The following is a 20,816-nucleotide window of genomic DNA, read 5'->3' as shown; positions in this document are numbered from 1 at the left end:
TTGATAGTCGTTCAACTTGTCGATCGAGGTCTGCTTTTTGAGGTCGGGTAGAGACGCGAGCATAGATAACAGTGGCGCGTCCTCCCTCTGGTTCTGATTCTTTTTTGATGAACTTTTCGATGTCGTAACGTCTTTGACCTGACGGTGTTTTGATTGTGTTGATTTTACCTTCTGCTTCCCATCGTCTGAGGGTTCGGAGGCAAACTCCCAAAGTGTTAGCTGCTTCATTTGGTTTCACATATTTAGCCATATTAGTATTATGGCTCACCATGTACGCATTGTTCAGTCTTGTCCAATAAATTAATGATTAGAGGCATACCGATCGGCTAAAATCAGTAGGGTGGGCTTTTGCCCGCCTTACAAGCTCCCGTCATACCCGGAACGGGTTGACGGTGAGTTCTTGATTGATAATTTCTAATTCGACATTCTCTTCTAAGGGCAGATTTTCGAGTACCATTGTCGTGCTGGCGTTATGCTGAAAACCGATGCGCTCGTAGAAGCTTTGTTTGTAAGTTGTCATCAGGTAAACTCGCTCTACTCGGCTCATTATAGGATGACTTAAAACTGTTTGGACTAATTTGCGTCCCAGTCCTGCACCTTGGTAATCTGGGTGAATGGCAACATCCCAAATGGTAGCTCGATAGATGCCGTCTGATGTGGCTCTGGCAAAACCGATCGCCCTTTCGCCATCCCAGACGGTGACAACTGGTTCGCTATTGGCGATCGCGATTTTCCAATCTTCTATCTTGCGTTCCCTAGCCCAAAATGCAGCTACTTTAAATAGATGTTGAAGTTGTTCGAGGTCTACTCGATCGTGACCTATGCAAAATTGAATGTGACTGGAATCTCTAGTCGTTGATGTCATTCTAAATCGGCTCGTAAATTGTATTTAATTCTAAAGATACAAACATAAATTAATTCACCCATATTATCTGACTAATTTCCGTAATCATTAATACTTTTTACTAACAAAATGCGATCGCTATCAGAGCCGCTACTTTACACAAAAAGTCCTCGCTCTGGATGTATAGAAGTAGCCTTAACAGCCACCGCCAAGGCTATTAAGGCGATTCTCAAGGGTTGTAAGTGAGGGGGGTAGGCGGGGAGCACTACCCCTACAGAATCATCGTTTTCTGGACAATGAAACAGCCGTGCCGCCCAGGGCGGTTTCCTTCGCTTGTAGGGGCCGTGCCCCCGTGCCGGCCCTCCCAGTGTCTGAGAAAGTCTATATAACCTTTTTCCAATAGATGAAGTAGGTTGGGTAGCCCTTCCACGCTTCAACTACGACGGGGTATTAACCGCGGAGATTTCCTCAGCCTTTTAACCAGCGGGCGGCATCTTTGGCGTGATAAGTTAAAATCAAATCAGTACCAGCACGTTTGAATCCTGTCAAAGTTTCCATCACTACTCTTTCTTCATCTATCCAACCATTGAGAGCAGCGGCTTTAACCATCGCATATTCTCCCGAAACGTTGTAAGCTGCAACTGGCAGATTAGTTGCTTCCTTAACGCGCCAGATGATATCCATATAGGCTAAAGCAGGTTTAACCATGAGCATATCCGCACCTTCGGCAATATCGAGAGCAATTTCTTTGAGAGCTTCACGACCATTTCCGGGGTCCATTTGATAGGTACGTCGATCGCCAAATTGGGGTGCAGAATCCGCCGCATCTCGGAACGGGCCATAATAAGCTGAAGCATATTTTGCCGCGTAGGACATGATAGGAATATCTTCAAATCCAGCATCGTCCAATCCTTCCCGAATTGCTCCGACAAAACCGTCCATCATCCCAGAAGGGGCGATAATATCTGCACCGGCTTTAGCTTGAGAAACCGCAGTTTTCTTAAGCAATTCAAGGGTTGGGTCATTCAAAACACGACCGGTTAAATCGCCGACTTGCAAATAGCCACAGTGACCGTGACTGGTATATTCGCACAGACAAGTATCGACCATGACGATTAAATCTGGTACTGCTTCTTTGACTGCTGTTGTCGCTTTTTGGACGATACCGCAATCGTGCCAAGCACCGGTGGCGTCTGTGTCTTTATCCGCGGGAATTCCGAATAAAATAATTGCCGGAATGCCGAGGTCGTAAACTTCTTTTGCTTCTTCGACTATTTTGTCGATCGAGAGCTGGTAAACTCCTGGCATTGATGTGACTTCTTTAGCAAAACCTTCCCCCGGTACGGCAAATAGGGGGTAAATTAAATCGCTGGTTGTCAAGATGTTTTCGCGCACCATCCGGCGGAGTTGGGGATGGTTGCGGAGGCGGCGGGGACGGTGTGTGGGAAACATAATGTTTTTTAATGTTAGGTCAAGTCCGGTCTTGGAGACTTGTGGATTGTTTTAAAAGTCTAGAGCTTATTGTTGGGGAAGGCTAGGACGCATCCTATCGTTTCCGGTGGCATCGGAATGATAAAACAGTCAACAGTCAACAATCACCTGAGAGTGCAGGAATTGATATCATATCAAATCCCGTGGCACCGTCAGATGATTTAACCGGGAACAGGGTAATAGCGCGAAGCAAGAACAGCATCTTTTTGTTTCTATTCCTTAGCGCCTTCCCGGTTCAATTAATCCGATCGATATTGGGTAGCGGTTCGCCAAAGTTAATTATCCCCTGGTTGGGTGCAGCAGGACGTGGTATGGGAGCTAAACGTATCCCCCGCCGTTCCTCCACTGCCACCCTTACTAAAGGCACTGTTATGGGTCGGATTTGGTCGTTTTGGGTTGTTTGTTGGGCAGGAGGGCGATTGTAAGTTTGAGTAGCGATCGCACTTGGTGAAACAGGTTCTGGAGTGGGTGTCGAGTTGGGAGTTTTTGTGGGCTGGGGCTGTGCTATGGCTGTGGCTGAGGGGGTTGTGGTTTCCCTGGTGTTGGCGATCGCACTTGGGGCGATGGCGGGAACTAACACCCAGCGATTGGCGGCACCGATTTTTTGGAATTGAGTGCGATCGGGCCTGACAGCAAATCCTGGTGCTAACTCCATCACAATTCTCACCCTTCCCGGTTGAATTTGACTCATTCCCACAGAACTTATTAATCCTTTTGGATATAACTGAGTTGCATCTACTGAGATTTCAGTATTGGGTAAATCCACAGCAATTTGATTGGGGTTTAATACAGAATATTTGGGAGTTACGCCTTCTGGGAGGCTAATGATTAACTCATTGGTGGCTGGATCGAATTGCCAAAGGGGAACAGTGGAAGCCGTGGCTTGTTGTTGTCCGATTGGCATCAAAACTGCGGTGGCGACGGCTAGATTCAGACTCAGTGACAAGCTGGCTAACAATCTGAGTGCTAGAGAATTAAAAGTCAATTTTTGTAAGTGTTGCCAAAATTTTTGGTAGTGCATGGCTGCTCCTTAAACTATATAAGATTAAATGAACCGCGAAGGCGCGAAGAACGCGAAGGAAGAACCCCCCCAGCCCCCCTTGGGGGGAAGGAGGATTGTCAGGGGGATCGAGATATGTGCAACGACCCATTAAATTGGTATAATCGGAATCGCGATCGCCTAAAATTCCTGCCGTCAGAACACCTATGACTTACAGCAACAGCGAACTTGAGGGAAAATCTTTCTATCAATCGGAACCTTTAATCGCCAGATTGAGGGGAATTATTCGCGATTATCCCGAAGGTGTGGGGATTCTCAAGGAATTAATTCAAAATGCTGACGATGCGAAAGCCACGCGAGTAGAAATAACCCTCGATTGGCGAAACCATGAAGTCAAAGAATTGCCTGACGATCGCATGGTACGGTTAATGGGGCCGGCGATGTTAGTCTACAACGATCGCGTATTTACAGACAAAGATTTTGACAGCATTCGCAGTTTGGGACAAAGCGAAAAAGCAGGAGACTTGCAGAAAACGGGTAGGTTTGGCGTCGGGTTTAATGCAATTTATCACGTTACAGATTTTCCCAGTTTTGTGTCGCGCGATCGCCTGATTTTTTTTGACCCTCACGGGGCGGCGATTCCGGGCACTTCTCGGCAAGAACCTGGGCGTGAGTGGAACTTGGCAGAGGCGAAATGGTACGAAAAATATCCTGGTTTTATGCAAGTCTACGCAGCGGGAGGATTGCCCTTTGGAGATAATAACTTTCAAGGTACTCTGTTTCGGCTACCTTTGAGAACAACAGAAAGCGCGAAAAATAGCGAGATTCGTAAACAAGCTTTTACTGAATCAAACGTCAAGGAACTGCTAGATGAATTGAGACAGTCTGGTGAAGAACTTTTGCTGTTTTTGAAATCGGTTCAGGAAATTAGAGTTTATGAAATTCCGGCAAACAGTCAAGAAACCAGACAAGAGATTCTGGCAATTTTGACCAAAAATCCCCTAGAAGTCCGAGAGGCGCGACAAAAACTCCTGGATGCAATTCCCGATACTCCCGACAAGTTACTGGAATTGTGCAGCAGCAATCCTGATGGTTTAGTCTCAGTTTCTTACCGCCATGAGATAGAAACGATTAGTTGCGATCGCACTATCAAGTCTACTTGGAGAATAGTCAGTTTAATTCGCACCGACGAAGGGGGCGATTTAGCACAAAATATCACAGCCATGCACCAAAGTCAAGAGAAAGTAGTGCCTTGGGCCGGTGCTGCTGCTAGAATTAGTGCTGCTAGTACCGAGGGAAATCTGCCGCCTGTTTCTGGCAAAGTTTACTGTTTTTTGCCGCTTCCTCTGGAAACTGGTTTGCCGGTTCACATCAACGGTTTTTTCAACTTAAATAGTTCGCGGGATAACCTCAGTAGCGACAGCGGACAAACGGGAAAAGACCGGCCTAGAGCTATTTGGAATGGGCTACTAGCCCGCCATGTTTTGTCTCACGCTTATGCTAACTTAATTGTCGATTTAGTGCAAGATATCGGACGGTTTGGGGCAGAGGAATTTTACGAATTTTGGCCGATTAGCAAAATTACTACTAGCAAAGCTCTGGAAGAGTTGCACAACTTTGTGATGCAGTTATTGTACCACAAGCAAGTTGTGCGATCGGCTGTAAAATACATTGTAACTCAGGCTCAAATTAACAGGGCTGTGATGTCATCGACAAGATGGGTGACACCTCCGACAGTCAAAAATTTACCCTCAAAAAATTGTTGGGACGAGTTATCAGCGCCACTGTGTGCCGATAATATTGATATTCCAAATCCGCCCTTGCCCGACTCGATTTTAGCAGCTTTTAAAGATGCTGGTTTGCCCTTGGCAACATTCACTGCTGCCAATTTGCGAAAGCACTTAACCGAAAATAAATCCCTAGGGGTTTCGCTGTCGGATGCACCGAAAGCCAGCCTACGAAATCGCCAATGGATTGGGAATATGCTGCGCTATTGTCTCAGCGACAATTGGCAAGATTTGCGCGGTTTGCCGTTAGCGATTCTGGCTGACAATACTTTACAGGTATTTGGGTATAATGCGATCGGCACTATCTACATTGCAGACGACGCGCAGAGGGAAATATTTGCCAATTCTCCAGAATGGTTTCTCCACCAAGATTTAACTAAATTATTGCCGGGATACAATCTAAATGGCATCTCAACCATGAGTGCTGCGGAAGTAGCAAAGAAGTTGGTGAATGTCATTGGTTCAAGTCAGTCAGAAATTGATTGGAATCCCGATGCAACGCATCCTCCTAATGCAGAATGGTTGACTTTAGTTTATCAATATTTTTACAATATCGGCCCCAGATATCTATCGCAAGAAACCGTCGAAAACTTGAAAAAAGTAGCGCTGGTTCCGGGAAATCATGCTAAGCTTTATAAAGGAGGATGTTTTGACACTCCTTTGTTGCGCGACGCTAAAATTGAGGCGGAAACAATTGCAGCGGTGCAGTATTTTGGGGCGACTATCGTCAAAGCACCTGCAAAACTTGAGGGCGCGATCGCACTATTTGCCGATCGCCACAAAAATCAGTTAGTCTATGCTATCACAGGCCCGGATATTCTAGACACAGTATATTCGCGGTGCGATCGGGGTTTGCCAGCTTACAACGAACAGCATTATACACATCTGCTGAATTTCCTGGCAAATCCAGAGCAAAGAAATTACGATGAAACTAGGCAAAATAAGCTGCGCCAACTGCCAATTTACCCCACAACCTCCGGCGAAATAGTTTCTCTCAATAGTGAAAATGTCTACCTTCCGGGTGATGGATATGAACCGCCAGACATTGCAGGTAGTTTACGGATTTTACGCATCGGAAAATCTAGGGAATGGATGTCGCTCTTCCAATATTTGCAAGTGCCAATACTCAACCGCGCGAGACTGATTCGCGACTGTTTGTTGCCAGAATATGCCTCATTTTCCCCGGAAGAACAGTTAATCGCGCTAACTTGGATTCGGGATAACTTGACTAAAGCTAGCCAAGAGTTAGAAAAGGGAGGAGAAAATGCTTGGGGATTCCAGGAAGAGTTGAAAAATGCTCGTCTGATACGTTGTAGTGACAGGAGATTGCGATCGGTTCAATTGATTTACAATCCTTTAAGTAAGGTAGTTAGGGATATTATCGGCAATGTAGCAGCGATTCCAGACATGGAATTTTACTCCCAGGATTCTGAAAGTTGGCTGAATTTTTTCTCCGAGTTAGGGATGAGGCAAAATCCCAATGCTGACGACATTTTAGCCTGCGTTGACAATTTAATTCAAACCGCAAATCGAACGGGTGCAGATGCTGTTAGTCATACCTGCATTGCTGTTTTCAACTATATTGTTGACAACTGGGAGGTGCTAAAAAACACCAGAATTGCCAATAGTAATAAGACACTACCAGAAGCACTTGCAGATAAACCTTGGCTTCCTGTTGAGGCAAATCCTGAGAAGTTAAGCCAATATTTTGGATCGGCAATACCTGAAGCTAGACTTTACCGCGCTAAAGATTTATGCTTCATTCAAGATGCTTGTTTAGTAGCCAGCCAAAAGTTCATATTTGCACGTCCTCAGCGGGATTTGCTGAAGGTAGAAATCAGGAATGCCCTGGGTTTTGAGCCTGTCGAACCAAATACAGTCATCGAACATTTTGATGTTATCATAAAACTTGGCGAAAATGATAAAATTAAATTATCCAACACTCAAAATATACTATTAGAATCAGTAAAGACAATTTACAAGTATTTTTATGATACTTTGGTAAAAGGCGGTATTTCCGGCGATCGCCAGAGACAAGTTCAACAGCGTTTTGCTCGGCGTAAATGCCTGTGGGATGAGTCTACAGGCAAGTTTTGGCAACCACAACACGTCTTTTTAGATGATGTACCATTTTTCGGAAATCGTCGCACAACCATAGCTAGTTCTCATGCTTATTGCGAAGTTTATCAGTGGTTAGGACAAAGGCGATCGCCCGTCGTACAAGACTACTTAGACTTTCTCACCGAACTAGCAGAAGAGTACCACACTTCGACTACGCTCAGTGACCACAACAACTCGTTAAATGAAGCGGATAAAAACTGTGCGATTCAGGTAATTAGCCGTCTGGAATCTCAACAGTTTTTAGAAGGAGTCACCCTTAAAAATATACCGATACTTACTGCTAACAACACGCTGGGTGTGGCTGACCAAGTTTTCATAGCAGACGCACCTTGGCGCAAGGATTATATTGACTCTAACCGGATACTGCACGAGCTAGTTTCTACTAAATTTGCTAAATCCGTTGGCTGTCTTTCTTTGCTCAAGGATGCAGTAGAAAGCCCGAAAACAGTAAAATTAGCCCGGAACATCAAAAGCTGCGATTGGTGTCTAGAATGGCAAAATACATTAAATTCAGCAGAATTTAGATCTGGTTTGAAGCGGTTGATTTTTCACGATCGCGAATCCGAACCAATTTTAGATTTAATCTGGCTGGCTAAAGCTAAAGTTTCGGCCGCTAGTCAAATTAATGTAGATTTATTTTTGAGCGATGAAACCCTAATTGCCACAGATATACCGGGTACTCAACACTTTGACGAATTTAATAAAACTTTTCAGATTATCAGCAGCGCTAACAGATATATTATGCTCTGCTTTTTAGCAGAAAGCGTCAATGTTAGACTCGGAGAATATGCGGTTAAAAATTTGCTGCCACTAGCCACCATAATTGATGCTAAACCGAGTATGATTAATAGTTTACTAGACGAGTTGCGAATTAGGTCTTTACCATCGCTTGTTACTGCTACTGAATCGGAAAATCCAGAAGATAATATTAGTAAATTGGCGAAAAATTCTAGGGGTGAATCTTCAATTTACTGGGGGGCATTTTGAGGGAGTAAGATTAAATGATATCAAATCCGTTGACATCGGAATTATGATTTCTATCTTCTCTTTCTCTGTGTCCTCTGTGTTCTCTGTGGTTTAATCATTCCGATACAACCGGAAACGATATGAACCGCGAGGCACGCGAACGCAAAGGAAGAACCCCCCCCTGCCCCCCCCAAGGGGGGAAAGAGGAAGATGCAATTCTGACTTCGTGTTCTTTGCGTCTTCGCGGTTTAATCATTCCGATGCAACCAGATACTACTTAAACCGCCAAGAAATCCGCAGCAGTAATCAAACTATTAGCCCCAATTACCTTAGCCAAAACTTGATTAGTTCCAGCTAATTGTAGTAAAAATTCATTGCCAGTTTGAGCAACTTGCAATTGTGAAAAACTCAACCCCCCAGTCAGAGCAAACTTGTCCACTCCTACTTCAAAATTGAGCACAGTATCGATACCGCTGTTAGCACTTAGCATAAAGCGATCGCCCCCAACACCGCCAATCAAAGTATCATCTCCCCCATCACCACGCAACCAGTCATCTCCTGCACCTCCGTTGAGAATATCGTTATCTTTCCCTCCGTAAAGAGTATCGTTGCCGCCATCGCCGTTGAGAGTATCTTGCCCTTCGTTGCCATAAAGCAAGTCATCACCGCTGCCGCCGTTGATGCAGTCTTGTTGCCCGATCGCACCTACAGATTTTCCGTTGTCGCCCCCATCCCCAAAAATGGTATCATTACCATCATCGCCACATAAAATATCGCTCCCATTATCACCGTAAATTAAATCGTCTCCAGCATTTCCATCGACCAAATCATCATCGTTTCCACCACGAACAAAATCGTTACCAAAACCACCATCCAAAGAATCAGAACTATCTCCACCATCGAGAAAATCATTCCCATCTCCGCCAAACAATAAGTCGCGGCCATCAACATCACTAACTAACGGGTTTTGTAAACCACCATAAAGGGAATCATCTCCGTCATCGCCGACTAGAGTGTCAGCCCCCAGTTCGCCCCAAATAATGTCAGCATCTTTGCCACCATAAACTAAGTCATTACCCTTACCAGCCAACAGGGTATCGTTGCCACTGCCACCGCCGATGATATCGTCATTGTCATTACCGAAAATTAAGTCACCTTCGGAAGTAGTGATCGTGCTATCAACAGCTTTACCATAGTCGCCTAGTATGGTGTCAGAACCGAGGCCGCCGTAGAGAGTGTCGGAATCACCTTCGCCGAAAATGCGATCGCCTCCCTTTCCGCCAAACACCAAATCGCGACCATTACCACCAACTAAAGTATCATCATTATCTTGACCGTTGAGTAAGTCGTTACCGTCCCCTCCAAATAGCCAATCACGTCCTTCTGAGTCCTTGGCTAGGGCATTGAGGACACCACCGAACAGGGAATCGTCTCCGTTGTCACCCAACAAAGTATCGGCACCCCGATCGCCCCAAATCACATCATTTTCCATGCCACCATAGACGATATCTGCACCTTTACCCCCGTACACAGTGTCCTTGCCTTGGTTGCCAGCGATCGCATCAGCACCTTCTCCACCAAAAATTAAGTCGCCGTCATTCCCAGTCAAATCAACACTATTACCATTGTCACCGACGATCGTATCGGGACCGCGATCGCCATAAAGGGTGTCGGAACTGCGATCGCCAAAAATGCGATCGGCATTCTTACCTCCGAACACAATATCGCTTTCCTTCCCGGCATAAACAATGTCGTTACCCCAGCCCGCAGCAATGAAATCCTGTTGTCGATCGCCAAAAACAATATCTGAACCACCTTCACCCAAAACCGTATCATCTCCCAGGGCAGCAACAAACATTTCATTGGCATCGGAACCAGTTAAATAATCATTTCCCGCAGTCCCAAGGACAGTGTTGTTAATATCGATCGACTCTGCTGCATTTGAGTCGAAGTTGAGAATTGGGGCCGGCTGCGCTTGCGAAAAAGTTATCCCAGGCAAGACAGGCAGAGGCTGACAGCCACAACCTGTATCCGGTTCCGATACCGGCGCAACCATTATGGTTGATGTTGATGTAGGTGTTGGTGCAGGTGTGGGCGTAGATATAGGTGCCGGTGTGGGCGTGGTGATTGGTGCCGGTGTGGGCGTGGTGATTGGTGCAGGTGTGGGCGTGGTGATTGGTGCAGGTTCCGGTGCAGGTGTGGGCGTGGTGATTGGTACAGGTTCCGGTACCGGTGTGGGCGTGGTGATTGGTACAGGTTCCGGTACCGGTGCCGGTGCTGGTGTGGGTGTGGGTGTAGGTGCTGGTACAGGTGCTGGTGTTGGGGTAATTTGTGGCAGAGTAGTAGAAACTATGCCCACCGTCGGACTGATATCGCCCGTGTTGTCCTTAGCAGTATAGGTGACAACTGCTCCTGTAAAACTACTACTAGACTGAACAAACACGTCGGTAATTTGACTCGGAGTCAAGACTTGATTAGAGGCGATCGCGACTCCCCCCTGAGTCGGGTCTCCCAAGAACAATGTACCTTCCTTGGGTGGTAAAACAGTATTGACTGTATAGGAAACAATTTCACCGTCGGGGTCTTTCCCCCCCAATCCGGGGACTTTGACAGTGGTTTCTGGCAACAGACTCACACTAGAATTGTTGGTGACTGGCGGTTGGTTAACCACAGGCAAGAACAGACTAGCCGTGGCAGGGGTGAGATTGAGCGCACCGCGACTATCTTTGGCACTGTAAGTCAAGCTAGCCCCCGCGAAAGTATCAGTTGCTTGAAAAAATAACTGGTTGATTTGGTCGGGGTTCAGAACTTGACCGGCAGTAATTGCGACTCCGCCCTTGGCTGGATCGCCCAAGAACAAGATGCCTTGGCTATTGAGAGGCAGACTATCGATTGTATAAGAGGCGATCGCATCATCTACATCCTTCGCCCCCAGTCCTGCCAGCTTCACCACAGCATTCGGTGTCACCGCAGTATTTGTGTTCGCAGCCACCGGCGGTTCATTGAACTGTGGCAAAGCCAGAGAAACTACCGCTGCTTGACTGCTGCTTCCCCGATCGTCGTTACTGCTGTAACTAAAACTTGCCCCTGTGAATGTTCCCGCCGATTGGAAAAACAACTGGCTAATTTGATCCGGTGTCAGGACTTGACCGGCACTCACCGGCACCCCACCTCGATCGGGATTTCCCAGGAAGAGAACACCTTGATTGGTTGGCGGCAAAGTGTTCACCGTAAAAGAAACCACAGTGCCATCTGGATCGCTGCCTCCGAGTCCACCGATGGCGATCGTGTTTTTCGGCAAAATTATAGTGGTGTTTTTGTCGGCTATGGGAGATTGGTTGGTCGGCGCAGTCGGGATGACTGTAGTGATGACAGTCGCATTTGGTTCGGAACCATTGTTATTATTCAGATTGGGGTCTGTCGTAGTCGATCGACTCGAAGCAGTATTTTTGATACCAGTCCCTGGAACCACCAACGTCACGAAACGATTGACATTTTCACCGCTGGGCAAACTGGAAATAGCCGGGAAAGTGACAATCCCAGACACCGGATCGTAAGTACCCTCATCAGATACCTTGACTCCGGTTAAACCAGGAACAATGCTGTCAGCGATCGCCACCCCCACCGCAGCATCAGGCCCCTTGTTCAAGGTATTTATAGTATAGGTAACAGAACTACCAACAGTCGCAGATGTGAGACCGGTTTTGGTAGTTACTAAATCCGCAGTAGGAATAGTAGGACCCGCAACCACACTGGTAGTGACTTTAGCAGTGGCAGAGGAACCGTCGTTGTTGCTGAGGTTAAGGTCTGCCGTCGTTGATTTACTGCTGGCAACATTGCTGATGCTGCCACTGTCGGGAACTACTAAGCTAACGGTACGAGTGATGGTTTCACCCCTGGACACCTTGGCGATCGCCGGAAAATTCACCAGCCCAGAAACCGGATCGTAGGTTCCCTCGTTAGAAACCACAACTCCCCTTAACCCTGGAACTATACTGTCGCTGATGACAACATTAGACGCATCGCTTGGCCCGATATTGCCCGTAGTAATTGTATAAGTGACCGATTGTCCAGGCGATGCCGATGTCACTCCACTTTTAGTAGTTACCAGGTCTGCTACAGCCCCAATCGTCGTAGACACCTTAGCCTTGGGGTCAGTACCGTTGTTATTGCTCAGGTCTGGGTCTGTGGTAACAGCACTGCTTCTAGCGGTGTTACTAATCGCACTCAGGGTCGGTGGCACCACTATCCCAACCGTCCGAGTGATGGTAGCACCATTGTCGATCGCCACGGGTTTCCAAGTCACAATCCCAGTAACTGCGTCGTAGGTGCCACCATCCGATGCCGTGACTCCCGTTAACCCCGGAATGATACTATCTGTAATCGTCACTCCTGCTGCCGGACTTGGCCCTTTGTTCACCGTGGCGATCGTATAAGTCACCGTCTCGCCCGCCCGACTCGAAGTAGACCCACTTTTAGTAGTTACCAGGTCTGCTACAGCCCCAATCGTCGTAGACACCTTAGCCTTGGGGTCAGTACCGTTGTTATTGCTCAGGTCTGGGTCTGTGGTAACAGCACTGCTTCTAGCGGTGTTACTAATCGCACTCAGGGTCGGTGGCACCACTATCCCAACCGTCCGAGTGATGGTAGCACCATTGTCGATCGCCACGGGTTTCCAAGTCACAATCCCAGTAACTGCGTCGTAGGTGCCACCATCCGATGCCGTGACTCCCGTTAACCCCGGAATGATACTATCTGTAATCGTCACTCCTGCTGCCGGACTTGGCCCTTTGTTCACCGTGGCGATCGTATAAGTCACCGTCTCGCCCGCCCGACTCGAAGTAGACCCACTTTTAGTAGTTACCAGGTCTGCTACAGCCCCAATCGTCGTAGACACCTTAGCCTTGGGGTCAGTACCGTTGTTATTGCTCAGGTCTGGGTCTGTGGTAACAGCACTGCTTCTAGCGGTGTTACTAATCGCACTCAGGGTCGGTGGCACCACTATCCCAACCGTCCGAGTGATGGTAGCACCATTGTCGATCGCCACGGGTTTCCAAGTCACAATCCCAGTAACTGCGTCGTAGGTGCCACCATCCGATGCCGTGACTCCCGTTAACCCCGGAATGATACTATCTGTAATCGTCACTCCTGCTGCCGGACTTGGCCCTTTGTTCACCGTGGCGATCGTATAAGTCACCGTCTCGCCCGCCCGACTCGAAGTAGACCCACTTTTAGTAGTTACCAGGTCTGCTACAGCCCCAATCGTCGTAGACACCTTAGCCTTGGGGTCAGTACCGTTGTTATTGCTCAGGTCTGGGTCTGTGGTAACAGCACTGCTTCTAGCGGTGTTACTAATCGCACTCAGGGTCGGTGGCACCACTACCCCAACGGTCCGAGTGATGGTAGCACCATTGTCGATCGCCACTGGTTTCCAAGTCACTATCCCCGTAACTGCGTCGTAGGTTCCACCATCCGATGCCGTGACTCCAGTTAATCCCGGAATGATACTATCTGTAATCGTCACTCCTGCTGCGGGACTTGGCCCTTTGTTCACCGTGGCGATCGTATAAGTCACCGTCTCGCCCGCCCGACTCGAAGTAGACCCAGTTTTAGTAGTTACCAGGTCTGCCACAGCCCCAATCGTCGTAGACACCTTAGCCTTGGGGTCCGTACCGTTGTTATTGCTCAGGTCTGGGTCCGTGGTAACAGCACTGCTTCTAGCCGTGTTACTAATCGCACTCAGGGTCCCTGGCACCACTACCCCAACCGTCCGAGTGATGGTAGCGCCATTGTCGATCGCCACTGTTGGAAAAGTCACTATCCCCGTCACTGCGTCGTAGGTTCCACCATCCGATGCCGTGACTCCAGTTAATCCCGGAATGATACTATCTGTAATCGTCACTCCTGCTGCGGGACTTGGCCCTTTGTTCACCGTGGCGATCGTATAAGTCACCGTCTCACCAGCTTTCGCTGATACTGGCCCTGTTTTGACCACAGAAAGATCGGCGGTCAAAGTTAACTCATTAATACTTTCTACAATTACATTGTTGAGTTCATGGATATTAGTATTACCTCCTGTAGCCGCCGCAAATCCAAACTTCAGCGTAGATGGTACTTCTCCATTTACGGCCTTTAAATCTGGTATATCAATAACCGTCTCCCCAGGCTCAAATACTCCATTACCATTGAGATCGAAGCCAACGGTAAGACGGTTCGGTGTTGCAGAACGCACCGGAAACAGAGTGATTTGAACGCTTCTTTTGGCTGCACTCCGAATCGTTGTATCTTTATTGTCTATACCAATAGCAATAGAAGCATTGGTTAAAAACTGGTAAGAATTTTTTTCGCTACCCCTAATACCTACAGAATCCGGGGAAAATCCCGTGCCACCAACTCGCCCGGCCGTAGGATTTGAGAAATTACCAAACTCATCTAACCCAACCCCTAAATAACCTCCAGAAATGCCGGCGGAAACAGGGGTACTACTGGTGTTTTGGGCATAGCCAAGGGACCCTCCAAAGCCTCCTGCTTTTGTTGGTGTAGCTGTTCCATCCACCAGGAAAAAGCTAATACCATCAGCACCAAAAAGAGTACCATCCTCTGCGGCGACGGTGTTATAAGCAAAAAAATCAAAAGTAACTTTTAGACCTTCAGTAGCTGGGATAGCCTTGTCATAGAGTACAAAAGCTTCCTGTCTTCTAACTGATGGAGTCAGCCGCAGGACTCCGTTACCTGGTGTGTCTCCACCCAAAGCAGGAATTACGCCGGATATGGTTCCTCCGGTAATACCAGGAACCATTTGCCTGGTGATGGGGATTGTGGGATCGTAAAGTGCTCCGTTAGTGCCTCGATAAATCCAGGGGCCTATGACTGTATCGTTTTTGAATGTTTCGCTGACTAATGTCCCCAGGATACCGCTATATTCTTGCTGTACTTGGCGATCGATCGCGATGCTAGCTTCTATTTGGCCGATCGCAAATTCTAATTCCCAGTCGCCACCAAGGGCCGCACTCCCCGTCAAATCATCGGAAGCTGCAATATCTGCACCAGTAATTTCACTCAGTCTCCCCAGGAAAGCTTGGCCGCTTTTCCCTGCTGCAATGCTGCATCCCAACAACAAAATATCCCCTCTCTCGCTGAGAGATTTTCCCCACTGTTGCAACAAATCGCTGTAGCTTTCTATGTTGTTGCTATTGAGTTCTATCGACCCTACTTGTAGTCGCCCTTCTTGGCCGTGAGAAACTATCTGAAGGCTTTCTAAATCTCTCCAATTAGCCAAAATTCTAGTAATTTGCTTGACTCCATCCAGGGTAGGGTCAAGCATGAATACCTCTGTACCCTCCGTTGCTCCTTTTGCCAAGCTGTCACTATTTTCTACTTTTGTATCGACTATCAGTAGATTTTTAACAGGATGGGAACGCTTGTTCCCTACAAGGTTGGTGTTTTTACCAAGGTTTTGGGTTGTGGAAAGGGTGCTGCAGATGCTTTTCATGATTAAAAAAACTCACAAATTATCTAAAATAAACTATTTGTTGGACAACAGATTTAGTCGGAATTGAAAGTAATATATTCAGCTCTTTTGAGTTGTGGGTGACTAATCGAAACATGAATTCAAAGATTCAAATCAACAGTCTATTAATTGGGATTTGATAGCTTTGCAAGTATTGCCAAACGAGGGAGAATATTTTAGAAGCCGAAGCCCCAAGTTGGATTTATTGCTATCAATTTATTAGTGCTGTTTACATTTTGTTTGGAAGTGGAGTTGGGTTGAACATAGATCTATTACGTCCAACAGTGGGCAAAAACAGGAATTATCAAAAACTTTTTGATGATATTCTTCCTCGTTAGGCTCTACCATAGACTGTCAGATTTAGGTCTGGTGTTCTAGGTAACAATTCATACCAAATCCGGGTTAAAAACCCCCTTTATTTCTTAGTCCGCGTCGGCGGACTTTGTTAGTGTAGTAGCGGTTTCAACCGCCGAATCATAGAGGGGGTAACAAGGCAGGATTTGGTATCATCGGTGATTGGCGAGCGATCGACTCCTACTTCCATGTCTTGAAAATAGCTATCCACCTGATGTCCACAAACAGGTAGCAATAATTACCACAAATTTACGAACAGGAGCTCAAAAACCCGGTTTGTGCATCCATATCTCTCGGACATATCCACGATATTTCGGATAAAACGGCTTTTTTTGCCTTAGTGCTACACGGAAAATTAAATGGTTACGATTGCTACCTTGCAGAATCCGTTGACCTAATTTCACCCTTGGCTGTTGATAATTCATCCTCTGGAAATAGACATACCCTGTATCGATGAGGATGCTCAAAAGTTGGCTGCTGATAATTCATCCTCTGGAAGTAGATGTACCCTGTATCGATGAGGATGCTCAAAAGTTGGCTGCTGATAATTCATCCTCTGGAAATAGACATACCCTGTATCGATGAGGATGCTCAAAATTAGGCTGCTGATAATTCATCCTCTGGAAATAGATGTACCCTGTATCGATGAGGATGCTCAAAACTTGGTCGATTGTAGCCTGGAAAAGCAAAATCTATGGTTTAAATTGGGACACGACGCCGGCGAGTACACAACAGTTTCGCTAACAGGCAATTGTTCCAAATATAAAGGTAGAGTATTCCATCATTTTTTTCGGTAAAGTAGATGTTCGGTAATTTTTGGCGCTGATTCAGTCCTGGAGGCAACGGTCATCGGTAATCTTGAATATTCTGGTGGATCAGATCAGTTTTTTGAACAATTTTTAGAGGTTCTAAAACTGTAGAACACCTTATTCATAAAAATTTGAAACAAAACTCTTCACACGTAAGTACATAGTAACTGATAATTAGCCTATCCGCAAATACTCGTAGATGCAATCCCTTATATAAGTTAGACCTTTTAAAGGGGGACGTCAATAGTTTCGGAAGTAATATCTGCGATCGCCTAACCGATGCCTTCTATATAAATTAGAACGCCCGTTTATAGTTGAGTTTATAGGAGTATAAAACCTAATTAAAATCCGGGTTGATTCCCCCTCAATCTCTGGGCAGTTGAAAGCCTTTAAAGTTATACTATACAAGCTTTTTACTCACCTAATTAGAACAATAAATTATGGGATTTGTAACCGGATTTATTGAAAAAAAAAAGATGCGATAGTCATTAGTCATCAGTCATTAGTTATAAGTCATCAGTCATTAGTTATAAGTCATACAGCATATTGCAGGTTCATCAAGTAGAGTCTTAATCGTCCGCGTGCGTGGCTGCGAGTTGAGCTCCCACAAGAGAATTTGCAGATAGCAGTCAACAATCACCTCATATCAATTCCTCTCTTCATCGGAATTATTCATTTCTCTCCGATCTCTCTGTGTTCTCTGTGTTCTCTGTGGTTAAATCATTCCGATGCAACCGAAAACGATATGACAGTAAAACCCCGACTTCTGAGGGTGAAGTCGGGGTTCCAAGGCCAGTTATCCAAAATCATGCAACAGTAGCTTGAGGGTGCATCGCCCTCTACAATCCTCCCTAGGGATTATGGGAGATGTCTCACAGAGATAAAATTCTCTGTTAAACAGGCGCTACATCCATCACCAAGTCCATCATCGAAGCCGTACTCTCAACCTTAGCAACATCCAACAAAGTCTTCAAAACAGAATCAGGATTCAAACTAATCGAATCAATTCCCAACTCAACCAAGAACCGAGCAAATTCAGGATAATCACTAGGGGCTTGACCGCAAATTCCAATCTTGCGGCCGTATTTTTTCGCCGCTTTAATTGCAATTTCCACCATCCGCTTCACAGCTTCATTCCGTTCGTCAAAAATGTGCGCAACTAAAGCAGAATCCCGGTCTAATCCCAATGTTAGCTGAGTCAGATCGTTAGAGCCGATCGAGAATCCATCAAATACCTGGGCGAATTCATCAGCAAATATGACATTGCTAGGTAATTCGCACATCACATACACCTGTAAGCCATTTTCGCCCTTGACTAAACCGTGTTTCGCCATCTCCGCTAACACCTTTCGCCCCTCCTCCGGGGTGCGGCAAAATGGAATCATCGGAATCACATTTGTCAAGCCCATTTCATTGCGAACTCGCTTCAGGGCTTTGCATTCCAAAGCATAAGCTTCGCGGTAATTTGGGTCGTAATAGCGAGACGCGCCCCGCCACCCAATCATCGGGTTTTCTTCCTTGGGTTCAAACTGTCGCCCTCCTAACAGATTAGCGTATTCATTGCTCTTGAAATCGCTCATCCGCACGATGACAGGATTGGGATAGAATGCAGCGGCAATTGTACCAATTCCGTGGGCTAATTTGTCGGTAAAGAAATCGGGCTTGTGTTCGTAAAGCGCTGTGAGTTTGGCAATTTCGCGTTTGACGGATTTATCTACTAATTTGTTAAAGTGAATCAGTGCTAACGGGTGTGCTTTAATGTGATTGGCAATGATGAATTCCAGTCGCGCCAATCCCACACCGTCGCAAGGAATTGCTGATAAACCAAAGGCTTCTTCGGGGTTGCCGACATTCATTAAGATTTGAGTGCGAGTGCGGGGTAAATTGTCGATCGCACTTTCTTGTACTACAAACGGCACCAAACCAGCATAAACTTTGCCTTCCTCTCCTTCGGCACAAGAAACAGTGATTTCTTGACCATTCTTTAAGAGTTTTGTCCCATCACCGGTGCCAACTATTGCCGGAATTCCCATTTCTCGCGCAATGATTGCTGCATGACAAGTGCGGCCGCCAGAGTTGGTGACAATCGCACTGGCTTTTTTCATAATGGGTTCCCAATCGGGGTCTGTTTTGTTGGTGACTAAAACTTCCCCTGCTTCAAATTCCGCGATTTCGCTAACTTCTAAAATTACGCGGGCTTTCCCTTGTCCAATGGCCTCGCCCACAGCCCGTCCCTTCGCCAAAATAGCGCTAGAACCTTGCAGTTTGTAACTCCGCAAAACTGTAACTGATTTTTGAGATTGTACTGTTTCCGGTCGCGCTTGGACGATGAATAATTCGCCAGTATTGCCGTCTTTTGCCCACTCGATGTCCATGGGCGTGGGAGTTCCGCGCACTTGGGAGTAGTGTTCTTCTATTAATACTGCCCACTGTGCTAATTGCAGAATTTCGTCATCGTTAATGGCAAATTTTTCCCGTTCTGTGGTTGCTACTGAGACATTTTTGGTGTATTTGGAACCGCCAATATCGTACACCATTTTAATTTTTTTGGTGCCGAGGCGTTTGTCGAGAATTGGGCGGAAACCTTGTTTCAAGGTTGGTTTGAAGACTAGGTATTCGTCGGGGTTTACGGCCCCTTGAACGATGTTTTCCCCCAATCCATAGGCTGCGGTGATCAGGGCGGCGTTTTTGAAACCGGTTTCGGTGTCGATGCTGAACATGACACCGGAGGATGCTAAGTCCGATCGCACCATTTTTTGCACACCTACTGATAAGGCGACATCAAAATGGTCGAAGCCTCGGAGTTGACGGTAGGAAATCGCTCTGTCGGTGAATATGGAAGCGAAGCATTTGTGGCTGCATTCGAGCACGCTGGTGCAGCCATGTACGTTGAGGTAGGTTTCTTGTTGTCCGGCGAAGCTGGCGTCTGGTAAGTCTTCGGCGGTGGCGGAGGAACGGACTGCTACATCTGTACTCTCGCCATAGCGATCGCACAATTTATCGTAAGCGCTGGCGATCGCCGCTTGCAAGTCTCGCGGAAACGGCGTTTCCAAAATCAGCGATCGTGCTTGCTTGCCTTTTTGGCGCAGGTTGTTGACATTTTCGACTTCCAAGTCAGCAAAAAGTTCGCGCAGTTTACTATCTAAACCCGCCGACTCGATGAAGTAGCGGTAAGCGTATGCTGTAGTTGCAAACCCGTTGGGAACATTCACTCCTTTGGGAGTTAGCTGTTGAATCATTTCTCCCAAGGAAGCATTTTTGCCACCGACTAAGGGGATGTCAGCGATGCCGACTTCATCGAACCATAATATTAAGGCTTTGTCTTTGGGAATTTGAAGCTGCTTTTCTGGAATTGCTAATTTGTGGGTCATTGCTTTTTCCTCTACTTTTTAGCTCATTTCGGTCAAAGGACAGCAAAAAGTTTGAACTTAGTTTTCTTACAAAGTCAATCTCTAAATATCCCGACTTCTTGATTTTTCCGTCACTATTTATTAGCTGTATCCTGCCTGCTAATCATTCACTCCCATGAATTACTCACCTTAACAGCTAATATTTTCTCCAAGTAAAACTATTTTGATTATCACTAAAACCTTGATCCCCGGCTCCTCAAAGTGAATTTAAGTGTATTTATGCACAGATCGTGCCAGAGGCTTTCTAGCTCAATATCGTTTATGGCCTCTATTTATAGATTATCACTTTTTTGGGAAAACACAATAGACCAGAGAAAATTTTCCTGGGTTGCCACAAGTAAAAAGATGGCAGCGACTAGGAAATATCAGCTATCATCAAGCAAAGACAAAAGAACTAGGTCACAACCCCCGTATTCATCCGTCCTGTGGATTTTCATGGGACGATCGCTTTTAAAGGTGTGTCAACGATTTTCTTACTTAGGAGAGAGAGTCGCCAATTTCTGCTGAGTCAGAGAGAATTCAGT

General features: G+C 46.4%; 7 protein-coding genes. 1 reads left to right on the top strand and 6 read right to left on the bottom strand.

Annotation, left to right across the window (positions count from 1 at the left end):
- The 4 genes from ACBR23_RS19030 to ACBR23_RS19015 all read right to left on the bottom strand — a co-directional run.
- Positions 1-271, bottom strand: a 271-nt coding sequence (locus ACBR23_RS19030; RefSeq protein WP_371120248.1) for a recombinase family protein, incomplete at its 3' end; no start/stop codon positions are given.
- Positions 272-370: 99 nt separating this feature from the next.
- A complete protein-coding gene (locus tag ACBR23_RS19025; protein ID WP_371120249.1) occupies positions 371-865 on the bottom strand; it encodes a GNAT family N-acetyltransferase in 495 nt (164 codons plus the stop codon).
- A 447-nt stretch (positions 866-1,312) separates the two neighbouring features.
- Positions 1,313-2,296: a porphobilinogen synthase gene (hemB, locus tag ACBR23_RS19020; protein ID WP_371117954.1), complete on the bottom strand. Its 984-nt coding sequence runs from the start codon at positions 2,294-2,296 to the stop codon at positions 1,313-1,315.
- 274 nt (positions 2,297-2,570) lie between these two features.
- Positions 2,571-3,356, bottom strand: coding sequence for an AMIN domain-containing protein (locus ACBR23_RS19015; protein ID WP_371117953.1), 786 nt, complete (start codon positions 3,354-3,356; stop codon positions 2,571-2,573).
- 185 nt (positions 3,357-3,541) lie between these two features.
- Here ACBR23_RS19015 and ACBR23_RS19010 point away from each other — a divergent pair, with 185 nt between their 5' ends.
- Complete coding sequence (locus tag ACBR23_RS19010) at positions 3,542-8,230, top strand: sacsin N-terminal ATP-binding-like domain-containing protein (protein ID WP_371120250.1); 4,689 nt, start codon at positions 3,542-3,544, stop codon at positions 8,228-8,230.
- Positions 8,231-8,486: 256 nt separating this feature from the next.
- On the opposite strand, the gene ACBR23_RS19005 is transcribed toward ACBR23_RS19010, so the two are convergent.
- Entirely contained in the window at positions 8,487-15,701 is a 7,215-nt protein-coding gene (locus tag ACBR23_RS19005) for a DUF4347 domain-containing protein (protein ID WP_371120251.1), read from the bottom strand.
- A gap of 2,074 nt (positions 15,702-17,775) precedes the next feature.
- Entirely contained in the window at positions 17,776-20,253 is a 2,478-nt protein-coding gene (ppsA, locus tag ACBR23_RS19000) for a phosphoenolpyruvate synthase (protein ID WP_371120252.1), read from the bottom strand.
- Between the last annotated feature and the right edge of the window lie 563 nt (positions 20,254-20,816).

The organism is Microcoleus sp. (assembly GCF_041354475.1).
In the GTDB taxonomy this organism is placed as follows: domain Bacteria; phylum Cyanobacteriota; class Cyanobacteriia; order Cyanobacteriales; family Microcoleaceae; genus Microcoleus.
This window is presented reverse-complemented; position numbering and strand designations above follow the sequence as displayed.